13 protein-coding genes and 1 pseudogene are annotated in these 15,672 nt (G+C 66.9%); 7 read left to right on the top strand and 7 right to left on the bottom strand.

Annotated elements, in window-relative coordinates:
- The first annotated feature begins 294 nt into the window (after positions 1-294).
- The 3 genes from IM25_RS02840 (at position 295) to IM25_RS02850 (ending at position 2,592) form a co-directional block, all read left to right on the top strand.
- Positions 295-1,167, top strand: a complete 873-nt coding sequence (locus IM25_RS02840; protein ID WP_033096274.1) for an alpha/beta fold hydrolase — start codon at positions 295-297, stop codon at positions 1,165-1,167.
- A gap of 53 nt (positions 1,168-1,220) precedes the next feature.
- Positions 1,221-1,982, top strand: a complete 762-nt coding sequence (locus tag IM25_RS02845) for a DUF899 family protein (RefSeq protein WP_033096275.1) — start codon at positions 1,221-1,223, stop codon at positions 1,980-1,982.
- Between the two features lie 82 nt (positions 1,983-2,064).
- Positions 2,065-2,592: a hypothetical protein gene (locus IM25_RS02850; protein ID WP_230811339.1), complete on the top strand. Its 528-nt coding sequence runs from the start codon at positions 2,065-2,067 to the stop codon at positions 2,590-2,592.
- A 22-nt stretch (positions 2,593-2,614) separates the two neighbouring features.
- On the opposite strand, the gene IM25_RS02855 is transcribed toward IM25_RS02850, so the two are convergent.
- Complete coding sequence (locus IM25_RS02855; protein ID WP_033096277.1) at positions 2,615-3,094, bottom strand: DUF6194 family protein; 480 nt, start codon at positions 3,092-3,094, stop codon at positions 2,615-2,617.
- Between the two features lie 54 nt (positions 3,095-3,148).
- Here IM25_RS02855 and IM25_RS02860 point away from each other — a divergent pair, with 54 nt between their 5' ends.
- Positions 3,149-3,934: a MerR family transcriptional regulator gene (locus tag IM25_RS02860; RefSeq protein WP_033096390.1), complete on the top strand. Its 786-nt coding sequence runs from the start codon at positions 3,149-3,151 to the stop codon at positions 3,932-3,934.
- Here the strand turns inward: IM25_RS02860 and IM25_RS02865 are convergent.
- Positions 3,855-5,807 (bottom strand): APC family permease, encoded by a 1,953-nt coding sequence (locus IM25_RS02865; RefSeq protein WP_052039937.1) that lies wholly within the window; start codon positions 5,805-5,807, stop codon positions 3,855-3,857. The genes IM25_RS02860 and IM25_RS02865 overlap by 80 nt on opposite strands.
- A gap of 414 nt (positions 5,808-6,221) precedes the next feature.
- Here IM25_RS02865 and IM25_RS02870 point away from each other — a divergent pair, with 414 nt between their 5' ends.
- Together IM25_RS02870 and IM25_RS02875 are read left to right on the top strand one after the other, a co-directional pair.
- On the top strand, positions 6,222-6,896 hold the full coding sequence (locus IM25_RS02870) for a PaaI family thioesterase (protein ID WP_019290955.1): 675 nt from the start codon (positions 6,222-6,224) through the stop codon (positions 6,894-6,896).
- A gap of 223 nt (positions 6,897-7,119) precedes the next feature.
- Positions 7,120-7,509, top strand: a complete 390-nt coding sequence (locus IM25_RS02875) for a hypothetical protein (RefSeq protein WP_033096392.1) — start codon at positions 7,120-7,122, stop codon at positions 7,507-7,509.
- Between the two features lie 427 nt (positions 7,510-7,936).
- On the opposite strand, the gene IM25_RS02880 is transcribed toward IM25_RS02875, so the two are convergent.
- A complete protein-coding gene (locus IM25_RS02880; protein ID WP_006553103.1) occupies positions 7,937-8,086 on the bottom strand; it encodes a hypothetical protein in 150 nt (49 codons plus the stop codon).
- Between the two features lie 104 nt (positions 8,087-8,190).
- Complete coding sequence (locus tag IM25_RS02885; protein WP_006553104.1) at positions 8,191-9,726, bottom strand: amino acid permease; 1,536 nt, start codon at positions 9,724-9,726, stop codon at positions 8,191-8,193.
- A 219-nt stretch (positions 9,727-9,945) separates the two neighbouring features.
- Here IM25_RS02885 and IM25_RS02890 point away from each other — a divergent pair, with 219 nt between their 5' ends.
- Complete coding sequence (locus tag IM25_RS02890; RefSeq protein WP_006553105.1) at positions 9,946-10,452, top strand: Lrp/AsnC family transcriptional regulator; 507 nt, start codon at positions 9,946-9,948, stop codon at positions 10,450-10,452.
- 90 nt (positions 10,453-10,542) lie between these two features.
- Here the strand turns inward: IM25_RS02890 and IM25_RS02895 are convergent, their stop codons facing one another.
- From IM25_RS02895 to IM25_RS26640, 3 genes and pseudogenes are all read right to left on the bottom strand, one after another.
- Positions 10,543-11,628, bottom strand: a complete 1,086-nt coding sequence (locus tag IM25_RS02895; protein ID WP_033096279.1) for a Glu/Leu/Phe/Val family dehydrogenase — start codon at positions 11,626-11,628, stop codon at positions 10,543-10,545.
- Positions 11,629-11,663: 35 nt separating this feature from the next.
- Positions 11,664-15,122, bottom strand: coding sequence for an indolepyruvate ferredoxin oxidoreductase family protein (locus IM25_RS02900; protein WP_033096393.1), 3,459 nt, complete (start codon positions 15,120-15,122; stop codon positions 11,664-11,666).
- Between the two features lie 217 nt (positions 15,123-15,339).
- Positions 15,340-15,510: pseudogene (locus IM25_RS26640) on the bottom strand (ANTAR domain-containing protein); the annotation flags it as partial.
- Positions 15,511-15,672: the final 162 nt, after the last annotated feature.

Genomic DNA, 15,672 nt, shown 5'->3' on the forward strand with positions numbered 1-15,672 from the left:
AAACATAACGAAGTGAATTTTCGGTCCGCGGCAGTGTTTCGCACCGAGGCGGCGGGTACTCCTCGGTCAGCGTCCCGGTGCGGACGCAGTCCGGATAACCGAACGACAGGAGGAACACATATGCACTTCGGATCTCTTGCGCTCCTCGGCGGACTGCCTGCGAAACCGGGCATCGCCCACTGAGCCAGCGCACACCGCGTCCGCATCCGTCATGGGTGCGGACGCGGTCGTATGTGCGATGAATTTCTCGGGCGGCGCGGGTCGGTATGGTCACCGACCCCAGAAGGAGCCGACATGCCCGAATTCGTCACCCACTCGATCGACGTCCCTGGCGCGACTCTCGTCTACGACGTCCGCACCGTCCCCGGCGACGCCACCCCGCTGCTGCTCGCCGGATCCCCGATGGACGCGAGCGGCTTCACGAGCCTCGCCTCCTTCTTCGACGACCGGACGGTGATCACCTACGACCCGCGCGGCACGGGCCGCGGTACGCGCACCGACACGTCGATGCAGTCCACTCCCGCTCTGCACGCCGACGACCTGCACCGGATCCTCGTCGAACTCGATCTCGGTCCCGTCGACGTCTTCGCCAGCAGCGGCGGCGCAGTCAACGCCCTCGAACTCGTCTCGCGCCACCCCGAGCAGGTGCGCACGCTGGTCGCGCACGAACCGCCGATCATGGAACTGTTGCCCGATCGCATCGGGGCCGAAGCGGTGCGCGACGACATCCGCGACACCTATCAGCGCAGCGGCCTCGGACCGGCCATGGCGAAGTTCATCGCCCTGGTCGGCTACGGAGGTGAACTGACCTCCGACTATCTCGACCGGCCCGCTCCGAGCCCGTCCGACTTCGGACTGCCCAGCGAGGACGACGGGACCCGCGACGACGTGCTGCTGGGTCAGAACTGGATGTCGTGCACGGGCTACCACCCCGATCTCGACGCTCTCGCGAACGCGTCCACGCGCATCGTCGTCGCAGGTGGTCGCGAGTCGGTACGCCAGCTGTGCGGCCGCGCCTCGGCAGCGCTCGCCGACCGGCTCGGCACAACTCCGACGCTGTTCCCCGGCGATCACGGTGGCTTCATGGGTGCCTCAGAGGGTATGCCCGGCGATCCTGGAGCTTTCGCCGCCGTGCTCCGCGACGTGCTCCAACCGAGCCGCGTGTAATCCGTCCGATCCGCTCCCGCGCGCGTCGCGGTTCCCGCTTTCCGGAGGTCACCATGACCGAACCGCATTCCGGCCGTCCACCCGTGGTCGACCTCGCGACCTGGCAGGCCGCGCGCGACGAACTCCTCGTTCGCGAGAAAGCCCACACCAAGGAAGGCGACGCCATCGCCGCGGCTCGCCGACGACTCCCGATGGTGGAGTTCGACGGAACGGTCGAGGTGGTCGGGCCCGACGGCCCGGTCCCCTTCCTCGACCTCTTCCAGGGTCGCAACGAACTCGTCGTCTACAAGCACATGTGGTACGACGGTGCACCTCCGCAAGGGCAGTGCGAGGGATGCACGACCACGGCCTGGCACGTCCGCGACGCCGTCTACCTCAATGCTCGCGGGGTGTCGCTCGCATTCGTCACCACCGGCCCGTGGGAGGAGGTGGCAGCGTTCGTCGAGTTCATGGGCTACACCCAGCCCTGGTATTCGGTGCGCGACCTCGACGAACCCGTGGGCGGAGCGATGGGTTATCTCACCTCCTACCTCCGCGACGGAGACCGGACCTTCCTCACCTACTCCACGACGGGTCGCGGCACCGAACGGGCCAACAGCTCCGCCGGCCTGCTCGACATCACCCCGTACGGACGCGGCGAGAGGTGGGAGGACAAACCCGAGGGCTGGCCGGAGGGCGACGATCCGTGCTGGTTCTGGCGCACCGACGCCGACGGCAATGCGACATGGGATGAGACGAGCCGGCCGGTGCCGCAGTGGACCCGGCCCGGCGCGACTCCCGTCGAAACCCTCGACAGGCAGGGCAGCTGGCACTGATCATCTGCGACCGGCACTGATCACACCGGCGGTTCCGCTCGCGCCTACCGTGGAACGAGGTGTTCCCGACGAAGGAGTGTGCGTGGCGGAATCGTCCGGGTCGAATCGTCCCGAGTCCGAATGGAACGGCCGGGATTGGTACGTGAACTTCGGTGAGCGCAGCCCGTCACGGAATTGGGACGACGGCCGCCGTTACGGCTTCGTCGCCGCCGGCGGTGGCCGCTGGTATTCGGATTCCTTGCAGGAGTTGCCCGTCGGTGGCCGCGTCTTCGTTTACATCCCGAAGAGCGGATACGTCGGCATCGGCGTCGTGACCGGCGCGGTGGTTCCGGCCGACGAGGCGACGCTCGTCGTCGACGGTCGCGCGGTGCCGTTCCGCAGCCTCGACCTGAAGGCGCCGTACATCCACGAGAGCGAGAGCACGGACCCGCACGAGGACCACCGCGAGTGGATCGTGCCGGTGCAGTGGACGCACACCGTCGCGCGCGAGGATGCCTTCCGCATCCCGGGCCTGTTCGCGAACCAGAACTCGGCATGCCGCCTGCGTCACCGCTTCACCGTCGACACCGTGACGTCGTTCTTCGAGAGCAATCCGGATCGGGATGGGTGACAGCAGAAGCTTTTTCGCACGATCACTCCGTGTCGCGCAATGCGCTCCTGCGTTCGACCCGGCGCCGATCGGCCAGGTGGGCGTCGCGCAGCACTTCGAGCAGACGCGGCGTGGTCCGCTCGCCGGGTTCGACGACCGCGACCCATCCCAGTGAGCCGTAGAGCGGATGAGGGATGAAGACGTCGGCCTCGGCGAAGTCGATCGTCGAGGGGTCGACGGACCGGGGTGGGTAGCCGAGCAACTCGGTGAACAGCTGCGTCCCCGCATGCACGTTCATGCGCCATCGGCCCGGCTCGTCGAGGCGTGAATCCCCATCGTTCGGATAGTTCTTCGTCACGATTGTCGCGTAGGGCTGCCGATTGTGCGGGATCTCGCCGTCCGGGGCGTAGTAGAAGAAATGGTCGCCCCACGAAATCTCGGGGAGCCCACTCCCATCCTGTGGTGCGAGCTCGAGGACACCGCTGAAGCTTCTGATCTGCGCGAGGATCTGTTCCATGGTCATACTTCGAGTGTCACCTTGAAGTGCTTATGGAGGGTTCGAGCAGTGGAGCACACGATGACGACGGGGCGCCTGGCCGCAGCCACCGGATACTCCGTGCAGCAGGTGCGCGATCTCGAACGCCTCGGAGTGATTCCTTCCGCCGTACTAATGCCCAACAGCTATCGCAGATTCGGTCCCGAACACGTCACGGCCCTGCGCGCGTACCGCGCACTGGCTGTCGCGGTGGGTCCCGTCGAGGCGCGCAGGGTCATGCACGATGTGCAGGTCCTCCCCTACGACGAGGCACTCGCCCGTGTCGTCGAACTCCACAGTGGGCTCGCGCGGGCACGCGCCGAGAGTCTCACCGCGCTCCGCGCACTCGACACCATCGTCGACGAGGCCACCCGCGACGCGCCTCCACTACCCGGCGACGCCATGAGCATCACCGAGCTGGCGAACGCAATCGGAGTGCGATCGTCCACCCTGAGGTTCTGGGAGAAGGAGGGATTGGTCGCGCCCGAACGGATCGACCGTAACGCTGCGCGGAGCTACTCCCCCGCCGCGGCGCGGGATGCGCGGATCGTTGCCGCACTACGCGCGGGTGGCTACCGCATCCCGGCGGTCCGGGCGGTGATGGCAGCGATCGGAACCGACAATGACACCGATACTGCTAGGGACGCACTCCACGAGCGCCTGCACACCATCGCAGTGCAGTCCGAAACGTTGCTGCGAGCCGGTGCAGACATCGCGAACCTGATCGAGAACCGGACTCCGCGCTCGTCTAACTCGAATCCGAAGAGTGCAACCGCCACGGCACACTCGTCACCATCACCCCGGGCTGGAACAGCAGACGACTCTTGAGTCGCAGCGCGCTCTGATTGTGGAGCAGATTCTCCCACCAGTGCCCCACGACGTATTCGGGGATGAAGACGGTGACCACGTCGCGCGGCGAGTTGCCGCGCACCCGCCTGACGTAGTCGAGTACCGGTCGCGTGATCTCCCGGTACGGCGACTCCAGCACCTTCAACGGAATCGTGATGTCGCTGGCTTCCCATTCGCGCACGAGAGCGCGGGTGTCCTCCTCGTCGACGTCGACGGTGATCGCTTCGAGGGTGTCGGGGTGGGTGGCCGAGGCGTACGCGAGCGCGCGACGTGTCGGGTGGTGCAGCTTGGCCACGAGCACGATCGAATACGTGCGGCTGGGCAGCAGACCGTCCCATTTGCCGGCGTCGAGTTCGGCCGCCACGCGTCGGTAGTGGTGGTTGACGGCCCGCATCGTCACGAAGACGATCACCATGGCGAGGATCGCGATCCACGCGCCGGCGAGGAATTTCGTGATGAGCACGATGATCAGGACGGTGCCCGTCATCGCCAGACCCACACCGTTGACGACGCGCGAACGCTGCATTCTCCGGCGGTGACGCGAGTCGGTTTCGGTGGCCAACAGCCGCGTCCAGTGACGAACCATTCCGGTCTGGCTCAACGTGAAGGAGACGAACACTCCGACGATGTAGAGCTGGATGAGATGGGTGACCTCGGCGTCGAACACCCATACCAGCACGATCGCTCCGAGAGCCAGGAAGACGATGCCGTTGCTGAACGCGAGCCGATCGCCCCGGGTGCGCAGCTGGGTCGGCAGGTGTTTGTCCTGCGCGAGTACCGACGCGAGAACCGGGAACCCGTTGAATGCCGTATTCGCGGCGAGGACGAGGATCAACGCGGTCACGGCGGTGACGAGGTAGAAACCGAGCGGGAAACCGGTGAAGACCGTCTCGGCGACCTGCGCGATCAGTGTCTTCTGGTGATAGTCGGCCGGTGCCCCGCTCAATTGTGTCGCGGGATCTGCGGCGACGACGACCCCCAGTCGCTCGGCGAGGACGATGATGCCCATCAGCAGCGTGATCGCGATGGCGCCCAGCAGGAGCAGGGTGGTGGCAGCGTTGTGCGATTTCGGTTTCCGGAAGGCCGGCACCCCGTTGCTGATGGCCTCCACTCCCGTCAGGGCCGCACATCCCGACGAGAACGCGCGGGCGAGGAGGAAGGCGAAGGCCAGCCCGGCCAGGTGGGATTGTTCGGCGGCGAGTTCGTAGTGCGACGACTCGGCGCGCAGAGGGACGTCGGACACGACGAGACGCACGAAGCCCCAGACGAGCATCACCCCGACACAGAACATGAAGGCGTAGGTGGGCACGGCGAAAGCTGTTCCGGCTTCGCGGAGTCCGCGCAGATTGACCGCGGTGAGGAGTGTGATCGCGGTGATGGCGAACAGCACTTTGTGGTGTTCGACGAAGGGGACGGCCGACCCGATGTTCTGGGCGGCCGACGAGATCGACACGGCGACCGTCAGCACGTAGTCGACGATCAGCGCGCTGCCCACCGTCAGGCCGGCGATCGCACCGAGGTTCTTCGTCGCCACCTCGTAGTCGCCGCCCCCCGACGGATAGGCATGCACGTTCTGCCGGTAGCTCGCGACCACTACGACGAGGACGACGGCGACCGCGAGACCGATCCACCCGGAGAATGCGTAGGCGGACAGGCCCGCCACCGACAACACGAGGAAGATCTCCTCCGGCGCATAGGCGACGGACGACAGAGCGTCGGACGCGAAGACCGGCAGGGCTATCCGTTTCGGCAACAGCGTGTGGCCGAGGGTGTCGCTGCGCAGCGGCCTTCCCAGCAACATCCGTTTGGTGATGCTGTCACGGCCCTTGTGGATGGTTACGGCCACGACCATCGACTCCTGTCCGGCGCATACCCGCGCACGCAGAAGCGAACGGTACGCTTGTATTACCACGCTCGCCACGGGTGCAGACAGGGCGAATTCACCCCGTCGATCACCCGTCGGCAACGTTGGCAGATGAAAGAATCGTGGGTAGCGTGGAGTCGTTGTTGCTCCTCGCAACAAAGCGTGCCGCGTCTCCTCCCCTTTGACACGGCACGGACGGACCCCGTCGGCCCCTCCCCTCGTTGAGCCGACGGGGTTCTCTCATTGATTCCCGCCCGTATGGCGGTTCACACGTTTTCGTACAGAACGGTCCGTTTTACGGATTTTGCGGTGATCCCGTGCAGCGGCAGCAGAACTTGACTCCTTCACCGTGCGCGCGGTCGACTGCTGTCCTTCACCACGCTCACGATCCGGAGAACCCCGATGACCGATTCCATCCTCGAGCTCTACGTCGACGACGGACTGTCCGACGAGGAAATCGATCAGCAGAGGGCCACCTACGGTCCGCTCACCGAGGACGTGCGCGAGCTGATCCAGCTCGCACTGCAGACCCGTGTGGATGCCGACGACGTCGAGCGGGCCCGGGAACATCTCGCGGCCGCGCGCGAGATCCTCGAACGCGACCGGGAGGACGGCCCGTACGGCACCCGGTTCAACGATTCGGGCCGATTCCGTAACTGGGGAAACGCCGCAATAGGCCTGCGCAACGCCATCGCCCCGATCGGCGACATCCACGAGGACGACGACGGACGCGTGTGGACGGAGATCCACCTCGGTCCCGTCTACGAGGGGCCGGCCGGGCACGTGCACGGCGGGGTCTCCGCGCTGCTGCTCGACCAGATCCTCGGCGACGCCGCGCGCATCTCGGGATATCCGGGGATGACGGGCACGCTCACCATCCGCTATCGCAAGCGCACCCCTCTCGGCGCTCTGCGCGTGGAGGCGAAACTCGACCGTGTCGAAGGGCGCAAGGCGTTCGTCGTCGGGCACATCGCCGACTCGGAGGGGGTCTGCGTGGAAGCGGAAGGCATCTTCATCGCTCCGGTGTGGATGGTTCAGCAGCGTGACTCGTTCGCGGAGATACCGAGACCCGAATAGGCTCACAACGCCCATGGTCGACCATCAGGGTTGTGAGCCTCACCTGTGCGTTGTGAACCTCCGGACGCCGGAGCCGACGATCAGGTGCTTGCTCTGACGACCGACACCCTGCAACGCCTGAGCTGATGCTCCTGTTGCGAGGGTCACGACTTGCGACTCGGTAGGTCCGGCTCCTCCGCCAGTACAGTTGATCGATATCCGGCAGGAGCGAGAGGAGTCGACCGTGCAGAACGCCGTGTTCTACTCGCTCGTCGCGATGTGTTCGTTGTTCGCCGCGTCGACGTGGTGCCTCTCGCGCCCCCACCTGCTGTCGAGCTCGGCCGCGTTCGTGGCCTCCGGGCTCTGGGTGCTGATGAACGGACCTCTCGAGGGTCGTGTGCTGTACTCGGTGACACCGAATCACGGACTGACCGAGGCCGACCTGCTCTCGGGAGTGGGCGTGTGCATCGCAGCCTGGGGTTTCTGGACGACGCGGAACCGTCGGCGCCGGCGGCGTTCGCAGCGACCGGCGTCGTACCGCAGGCATCCCGACCGGTCCAGAGCCATGCCGACCCCCGTCTTTCCGGCGGAAAGCGACGTCGAAACGGGCCCCATCCGCCGCAAAGCAGGATGAACGTCTCGGTTAGACCCCGAGAAGATTCTCAGGTCTCGTTTCAGTATCGACTCTGGACGAGTGCCCAGCTGTCACCTAAGCTCCAAAGCGGCCACGGCGTAGGTGGCCGTGTCTCCCTAGAGTCCTCCCCGACACAGGAGATACAGCGCGAGGCCCCCGCCGGCTCCTCCCCTCGAATCGCTGGCGGGGGCCCTTCCCTGTCGGCCTCCCCGACGACAGGGGCAGATCGATGGTAATCAGGTCCCGATGTCCGATTCGTCCTGCGTTCGGACGAAACGCCGGGTAACCCTTGTGACCTTCGTCTCTGCGGCGCTGTTCACAGCATAGAGCAATCTGCTCACTCGCGTGCATAGGTCTTTCTCGAGTTCACCGAAAGATCAACTCGCAGAGTCCGTTCTGCCGCTTTCGCGCGCTTCGCACTCTTCCGTCAGGCACGATCCGCCAGCTCGGCGTGCCCGGCCTGACGAGCACAATGCGCGCAGCAGAAGACGGCATCCGCCGACTCCACGCCGTGCCCGAGGATGCGGCAGTGACAGTGGGCGCACTGCGGCGCCATCTCCTCCTCTTCCGGCGTCACGATCGGACGGTGTCTGCTTTCCTTCCGGTCGGGTACCCGGAACCGCCGGAACACACGAGCTCGCCCACACCGATTCGGTGCGGGCGGGCTCGTGGACGACGGATCTATACCGGTTCAGGTTCCCTCGCTTCGTGCTTCGCGGCTTCCTGCTGCGCGGCCTCGAGCTTCAGGCGTTGTCCGAGCACCGACTTGCGGCGACCGTAGACGAAGTAGATCGCCACTCCCAGGACCATCCAGACGGTGAAGCGGATCCACGTCTCGACCGAGAGGTTGAGCATGAGCCAGCCGCAGGCGAGGACCGCGAGGATCGGGACCAGCGGCACGAGCGGCACCCGGAATCCGCGGGGCAGGTCGGGGCGGGTACGGCGGAGCACCATCACGCCGACGCAGACCAGGACGAAGGCGAACAGCGTGCCGATGTTGACCATCTCCTCGAGCACACCCATCGGGAACACCGCGGCGAGGACGGCCACGACACCACCGACCATCAGGGTGATGCGCACGGGCACACCCTTGTGGTTCGTGACGGCGAGCTTGCGGGTGACGAGTCCGTCGCGGGACATCGCGAACAGCACGCGGGTCTGGCCGAGCATCATCACCATCACGACGGTGGTGAGGCCGGCGAGGCCACCGATGTTGATGGCCATCTGCGCCCAGGTGATGCCGTGTGCCTCGAAGGCCGTGGCCAGCGTGGCACTGCCGTCACCGACCAGCTCGCTGCCGGTGCGCAGGTCGGTGTACTTCACCATGCCGGTGAGCACGAGCGTGACGCCGACGTAGAGGACGGTGACGATCGCCAGCGAACCGAAGATGCCGCGGGGCAGGGCCTTCTGGGGGTTCTTGGTCTCCTCGGCGGTGGTGGCGACGACGTCGAAGCCGATGAAGGCGAAGAAGACCAGGCTCGCTGCGGCGAGGAGGCCGTACCAGCCGTAGGTGCTGCCGCCCGCGCCGGTGAGCGCCGAGAACAGCGACTGATGCAGACCGGATGCGGCGCTCTCCGCCTCTTCGGCCTGCGGGACGTACGGCGAGTAGTTGGACTTGTCGATGTAGAAGATGCCGACGACGATGACGAGCAGGACCACCGCGACCTTGATGGCGGTGACGACGGCGGAGACCCGCGACGAGACCTTGGTGCCGATCGCGAGGATGATCGTGATGGCGCCGACGATGAGCAGCGACCCCCAGTCGACCGTGATCGGTCCGAGGTCGATCGACGCGTCCCCGCCGAACATGCCCCCGAGATACATCGACCATCCCTTGGCGACGACCGCGGAGGCGAGGGCGAACTCGAGAATCAGGTCCCATCCGATGATCCAGGCGACGAACTCACCGAAGGTGGCGTAGGAGAAGGTGTAGGCGCTGCCGGCGACCGGTACCGCAGAGGCGAACTCCGCGTAACACAGTGCGGCGAGACCGCACGCGATCGCGGCGAGGACGAACGCCAGCGAGATGGACGGTCCGGCGAGATTGCCGGCGGTGCGGGCGGTGAGGGTGAAGATTCCGGCTCCGACCACGACGGCGACGCCGAACACGGTCAGATCCTTGGCGGTCAGTTCTCGTCGTAGCCGCGAACCGGGTTCATCGGTATCCGCGATCGACTGTTCGACGGATTTGGTCCGCCAGATGCCGACTCCGGGCATTGTGTGCTCCTGGGGGTGATTGCGGCGCCCGCCACGCCCGGTCCGGGCGAGGGGTAGGCATGTCGCTCACTTCGCGCGCATTACGTTGCAGCAAGCAGTGTTTGCGTGAGCATTTGATGTAGCAATCATGGCACTGGCTCGTGAAGTGTCAATATCTTTCTGTTCGGCTGAGCATTATGCTCGAGTGGTGACGCGCATCACAACGGAAAGGGTGTCATCGTGTTCAGTCTCGACCGGCTCGACGCAGCTCTCCTCGGAGAGCTCACGCACAACCCCCGAGCAGGAATCGTCGACCTGTCGGCGAAGCTCGGCATCGCCCGCAACACCGTGCAGTCGCGCATCAGAAAACTCGAGGAGTCCGGTGCCGTCACCGGATACCGACCGGTCGTCGACCTGCCGAAGCTGGGTGTGCCGCTGCAGGCGTTCATCGGCGCCGAGCTCGTCCAGGCACAGATGGGGCATGTGATCGCCCAATTAGGCCGATTCCCAGAGGTATTGGAAGTCCACGCGACAACGGGCCGGGAGGATCTCCTGATCCGGATGGCGGCGCAGTCCCAGGAGGACCTCCTGTTGGTCCTCGAACGGCTCCACGCCATCGAGGGCGTCGCGCACACCACCACGACGCTCGCGCTCACCACACCGATCGAGTACCGGACGCAGCCACTCGTCGAGCACATCACCCGCAATGCGGGGCACGGGCGTTCCTCGTCGGCCGGAAACTCCTGAAGACACGAGAAGGGGAGGCACCTCGCGGCGCCTCCCCTTGTTCCCCTGTGCGGATCAGTTCCCTTGTGCGGATCAGTTCCCCTGTGCGGATCAGGCAGTATCGATGCGGCGCTCGGCGATCCGGTTGGCCGCTGCGCCCGGCGTGACGCCGAGAGTGCTGGAGACGTCGAAGATCTCGGCGGTGCGCTCGAAGATCGACTCCACTCGTGTGCGGACGACGTCGGCGGCGGATCCGTCGACCTCGCCGGCGACCTGGATCAGTCCGCCCGCGTTCGCGACATAGTCGGGTACCCAGACGATTCCGCGCTTGCCCAGCAGGCCCTCCACCTCGGGCTGCGCGAGCTGGTTGTTGGCCGCACCGCACACGAGACGTGCGTCGAGGTGGGCAGCGGTGGTCGAGGTCAGCGTGCCGCCGAGAGCGCACGGGGCGTAGACGTCGGCGGACGAGGCGACGACGTTGTCGGTGACCTGCGCCGGGAACTCGTCGACCACGCGGGCGACCGCGGCGGGGTTCACGTCGGCGACGATCACCTCGGCACCGTCGGCGACGAGCAGCTTCACGAGTTCGTAGCCGACCTTGCCGAGACCCTCGACACCGACCGTGCGACCCGCGAGAGTCGTTTCGCCCCAGACCGTCCGAGCGCCGGCACGCATGGCCTGGAAGACACCGAGCGCGGTCAGCGGCGAGCTGTCGCCGGATCCGCCGGCGGCGACGGTGCGCCCCACGGCGTGGGCGGTGTGCCGGCCCACCACGTCGAGGTCCTCCGCGCGGGTTCCCACGTCGGCGGCGGTGATGTAGCGACCACCGAGTGACTCGACGAATCGTCCGTAGGCGGCGAGCAGTTCGTCGTTCTTGTCCATCTTCGGATCACCGATGATGACGGCCTTGCCGCCACCGAGGTTCACACCGGACACCGCGGCCTTGTAGGTCATGCCCCACGACAGTCGCAGCACGTCCTCGAGTGCCGACATCTCGTCCGCGTAGGGGTAGAAGCGGGTGCCGCCGAGGGCGGGTCCGAGTGCGGTGGAGTGGATCGCGACGATGGCGCACAAGCCGGTGGCCGCGTCGTGATGGAAGACGACCTGCTCGTGCGGACGGTCGGTCAGGCGGGCCGAGCGGCCGAACACGCCGTCGGACGTGGTGAACTCGGGGAGGTCGAGGGCAGAGGTGGTCATCGGTGGGTTCCTTTGCAGCAGAGGGTGTTCGTGCTTCAGAAGTCGGTGTCGATGCCGAGCTCGGCGAGGCGGGCCCGGTACTGCTCGACGGAGCGGAGCTTGACGTCCTCGTAGCCGCGCACCATGTCGGGCAGGGCCGCGATCTCGGCGGCGCGGTCGTAGGAGTCGACGTCCAGGCCGGCGGCGAGCCGCTGGATCGTGGCGGTGTAGTGGGCGAGCAGGGCACGCTCGACGCGGCGGACGTGGGCGTAGCCGAAGGGATCGAGCTTCGTGCCGCGCAGACGCTTCGCCTTGGCCAGAGCCTTCAGCGCGACATGCGATTTCGGTCCGAAGCCGACCTTCTTCTCACGGCCGAGTGCGCGCAGCGCCGGCGGGTGCAGGCGGTAGGTGAGCTTGCGCCCACCGGGGACCTGGCCCTGCACCTCGTCGAGGAAGGCCGGGTCGACGAGCATGCGGGCGACCTCGTACTCGTCCTTGTAGGCGGTGAACTTGAACAGTCCGCGGGCGACGGCCTCGCTGAAGTCCGTGCGGTTCGTGACGCGGCGCTCGGCCTCCCAGGCTGCCTGCACCTGCGCGATGTAGCGGGCGGCGAGGGCTTCGCTCTGGAAGTCGATCAGCGACGCGGCGCGGATCCGCACGAGCCGCTCGACCTCACCCGTGAAGGTGGTGCCGGCGAACAGACGCTCCGGTGCGACGGTGGCGGCGCGCTCCGTGCGGGCCGGTTCGGTCGCGGCGGCGAAGGCCGCGGGATCCGCGACGGCAACCCGGCCCCAGCGGAAGGCGGCGATGTTGGTCGCGACGGCCACACCGTTGATCTCGATGGCCTCCTCGATTGCGTCGGCGGGGATCTCGAGTCCGCCGAGCTGGTGGGCGGCCCCCACGACGAGGAAGTTCGCGGCCGAGGTCCCACCGAACAGCGCCTGGGCTGCGGCGAGGGCGTCGAAGGAGACGGTTGTGCGGGTCGCGGTGTCGAGGCGGGCGAGCAGGTCCTGCTCGTCGGGGTGCCGGACAGAGCGGTCGTAGACCATGTCGCCGGTGGGGACGCGGCTCGTCGACGCGACTGCCACGGTCTCCTCACGGTTCGCGTAGGCGAGGTTCTTCGGCTCGGTCGCGGTGAGCAGGTCGAGCGCGAGCAGAGCGGTGGCACCGCCCGGGCCGACGCGGTTGCCGGGCTCGAGTCCGTCGGCGGCGAAGCGCAGGTGGGAGACCACCGGGCCGGCTTTCTGGCTCATGCCGATCTGGTCGAGCGACTCGACCTCGAATCCGGCGCGCAGTGCGGCCGTGGCGAGCACCTGGTTGACGGTGACGATGCCGGTGCCGCCGATGCCCGCGAGGAAGACGTTGCGGGTGCCCTTCGGGGTGTCGATGGCGGCGTCCGGGATGCGCGGCGGGGTCGGAGCCTTGCGACGCTTCGGCTTCTCCGGCGACGTCTCGACGGTCACGAAGGACGGGCAGTCGCCGTCGAGGCACGAGTAGTCGGTGTTGCAGGAGGTCTGATCGATGCGGGTCTTCGAACCGAATTCGGTGTCGACCGGCTGCACCGACAGGCAGTTGCTCTTGACGCCGCAGTCGCCGCAGCCCTCGCACACCGCTTCGTTGATGACGACGCGGGTCGTGCGGGCGGGCAGGGTGCCACGCTTGCGCTGACGGCGCGCGTCGGCGGCGCAGTGCTGGTCGTAGATGAGCACGGTGACGCCCTCGATCTCGCGCAGCAGCTTCTGCGCCTCGTCGAGCCGGTCACGGTGCCAGACCTCGGTGCCGCGGGCAAGGGTGCGCTTGCGGAGGCGCTTCGGTTCGTCGGAGCAGATGATGATCTTGCGGACACCCTCGGTGGTGAGCTTGTGGGTCAGCGCCGGGATCTTCAGTGCGCCTTCGGCGTCCTGCGCGCCGGTCATCGCCACGACGTCGTTGTAGAGCAGCTTGAAGGTGATGTTCACGCCGGCGGCGACGCACGCCTGGACGGCGAGCTGACCGGAGTGGAAATAGGTTCCGTCGCCGAGGTTCTGGAACATGTGGCCGATGTCGGTGAACGGCGCCTGGCCGATCCACTGCGCACCTTCGCCACCCATCTGGGTCAGGCCGGTGACGGCGCTGTCCTTGCGGCCGGACAGGGTGACGAGGGTGTGACAGCCGATGCCGCCGCCGCCGATCGAACCTTCCGGCAGTGCGGTGGATCGGTTGTGCGGGCAGCCGCTGCAGAAGTAGGGGGTGCGCTGGGTCGACAGCACCTCGAGCGACAACTGCGGCAGGGGTGCGGGACCGAGTTCGACGTGGCCGCGCAACACGCGACGCAGCGGGCCGCGCAGGCGACCTGCGGTGAGCTCACCGTCGACGGGCACGAGCGGGCGGCCGTCGGCGTCCTTCTTGCCGACGATCTGCGGGGCGTTCGCGGTGCCGTAGAGGATCTCGCGGATCTGGGTCTCGACGAAGGCGGTCTTGTCCTCGACCACGATCAGTTCGTCGAGGCCGCGGGCGAATTCGCGGACGATCTCGGGACCGATGGGGTACGGCATGCCGATGCGCAGCAGTCGGATGCCGGCGCGGTGCAGCGCGGCGTCGTGGACACCGAGGTCGAGCAGGGTCTGGCGCAGGGCGTCGAAGGTGGTGCCGGTGGCGGCGAGGCCGACGCGGGCCTGCGGCGGGTCGACCTCGATCACGTCGAGGCCGTTGAGGCGGCCGTATTCCTGGACGATCTTCCAGCGCGGGCCGTAGAGGTCGGCCTCGGCGATGACGCTGTCGCCGGGCGCGGCCATGGGGCGCTGCTTGTAGACGAACGGCCGTCCTTCCCATTCGATCTCGGGGACCGCGATGGGCAGGTCGGAGATGGAGCCGTCGACGGACCAGGCGCCGTCGGCGACGTCCGCGACGATCTTGAGGGCGACGAGGCAGCCCGAGGCACGCGACAGCGCGACGCCGTGCAGGCCCAGGGTGACGATCTCGGCGGCGTTGCGCGGGAACAGGACCGGGATGCCGAGGGCGGCGAGGGATCGCTCGCTGACGGCGGGCACGGTCGACGACTTCGACGCGGGGTCGTCACCCACCATGAGCAGCACGCCGCCGTTCGGGTTCACGCCGTACATGTTGGCGTGACGCAGCGCGTCGGTGGCGCGGTCGAGGCCGGGGCCCTTGCCGTACCAGACGCCGACGACGCCGTCGTGAGTCGGTGTGCCGGCGCCGAGCTGTCCCTGGCTGCCCCACACCGCGGTGGCGGCGAGTTCCTCGTTGAATCCGGGCACGAAGGTGATGTCGTGCTCGGCGAGGACCTTCGGCATGCCGTGGAGCATCTTGTCGAGACCACCGAGGGGGCTGCCCTGATATCCGGAGACGAAGGTCGCCACCCGGCGACCGTCCCGCATGGCCCGTACCTGCTGTTCGACGAACAGCCGGGCGATGGCCTGCACGCCGGTGAGCAGCACGGTGCCGGAGCCCGAGCGATATCGGTCGTCGAGGTCGTAGGGAAGTCGTTCGCTCTCCCGGATTGCGGTCTCGGTCATTGCGTACCACCCGTCCTTCGTCGCGGCGTCCGATTGTGTCTGCGCCACTTCGATCGCGTCATTTGGTACAGCAATAGTTGATTGAGCTAGGCGAACTCGTCAACATAAGATTTTCCAGCGCATCATTCTGATCAGATGTGATGCACGACACACTGAATGGATGCGCACGGTGCTCAGTTCCGGGCGATCCGGCGCATCCGCCTGGGGAGGATTCGCTCTACCGTTCACGCGGAGGTCGGGCGGTCTCGACCACCTCGACGGCAAGGTCGCGCACGAGTTGGTTGCGCTCCTGGGACAACCTGCGCAGCATTTCGAATGCGCTCTCCGCGTCGAGGCCGAAGCGTTCCATGAGAACGCCCTTCGCCTGCCCGATGACATCCCTCGAAGCACCCAGACGGGCCGCTCGGGAAGCGAACGCGGGCCATCGGTCGTCGTGCATCTCACGAGCGAGTTCCTCGATGGATTCTCGCAATTGTCGTTCGAACCTCACCGAGTTCGCACTACGAGCGCCGCGGCCTTCACCGGTGTGCATACTGCATCGTGGCAGCGA

The sequence above is a fragment of the Rhodococcus sp. p52 genome (assembly GCF_000763325.2).
Taxonomy (GTDB): domain Bacteria; phylum Actinomycetota; class Actinomycetes; order Mycobacteriales; family Mycobacteriaceae; genus Rhodococcus; species Rhodococcus pyridinivorans.

Coding starts and splice junctions, on each gene's coding strand:
- IM25_RS02840 (WP_033096274.1), top strand. CDS start 295: ATGCCCGAATTCGTCACCCACTCGATCGACGTCCCTGGCGCGACTCTC.
- IM25_RS02845 (WP_033096275.1), top strand. CDS start 1,221: ATGACCGAACCGCATTCCGGCCGTCCACCCGTGGTCGACCTCGCGACC.
- IM25_RS02855 (WP_033096277.1), bottom strand. CDS start 3,094: ATGACCATGGAACAGATCCTCGCGCAGATCAGAAGCTTCAGCGGTGTC.
- IM25_RS02860 (WP_033096390.1), top strand. CDS start 3,149: ATGACGACGGGGCGCCTGGCCGCAGCCACCGGATACTCCGTGCAGCAG.
- IM25_RS02865 (WP_052039937.1), bottom strand. CDS start 5,807: ATGGTCGTGGCCGTAACCATCCACAAGGGCCGTGACAGCATCACCAAA.
- IM25_RS02870 (WP_019290955.1), top strand. CDS start 6,222: ATGACCGATTCCATCCTCGAGCTCTACGTCGACGACGGACTGTCCGAC.
- IM25_RS02885 (WP_006553104.1), bottom strand. CDS start 9,726: ATGCCCGGAGTCGGCATCTGGCGGACCAAATCCGTCGAACAGTCGATC.
- IM25_RS02895 (WP_033096279.1), bottom strand. CDS start 11,628: ATGACCACCTCTGCCCTCGACCTCCCCGAGTTCACCACGTCCGACGGC.
- IM25_RS02900 (WP_033096393.1), bottom strand. CDS start 15,122: ATGACCGAGACCGCAATCCGGGAGAGCGAACGACTTCCCTACGACCTC.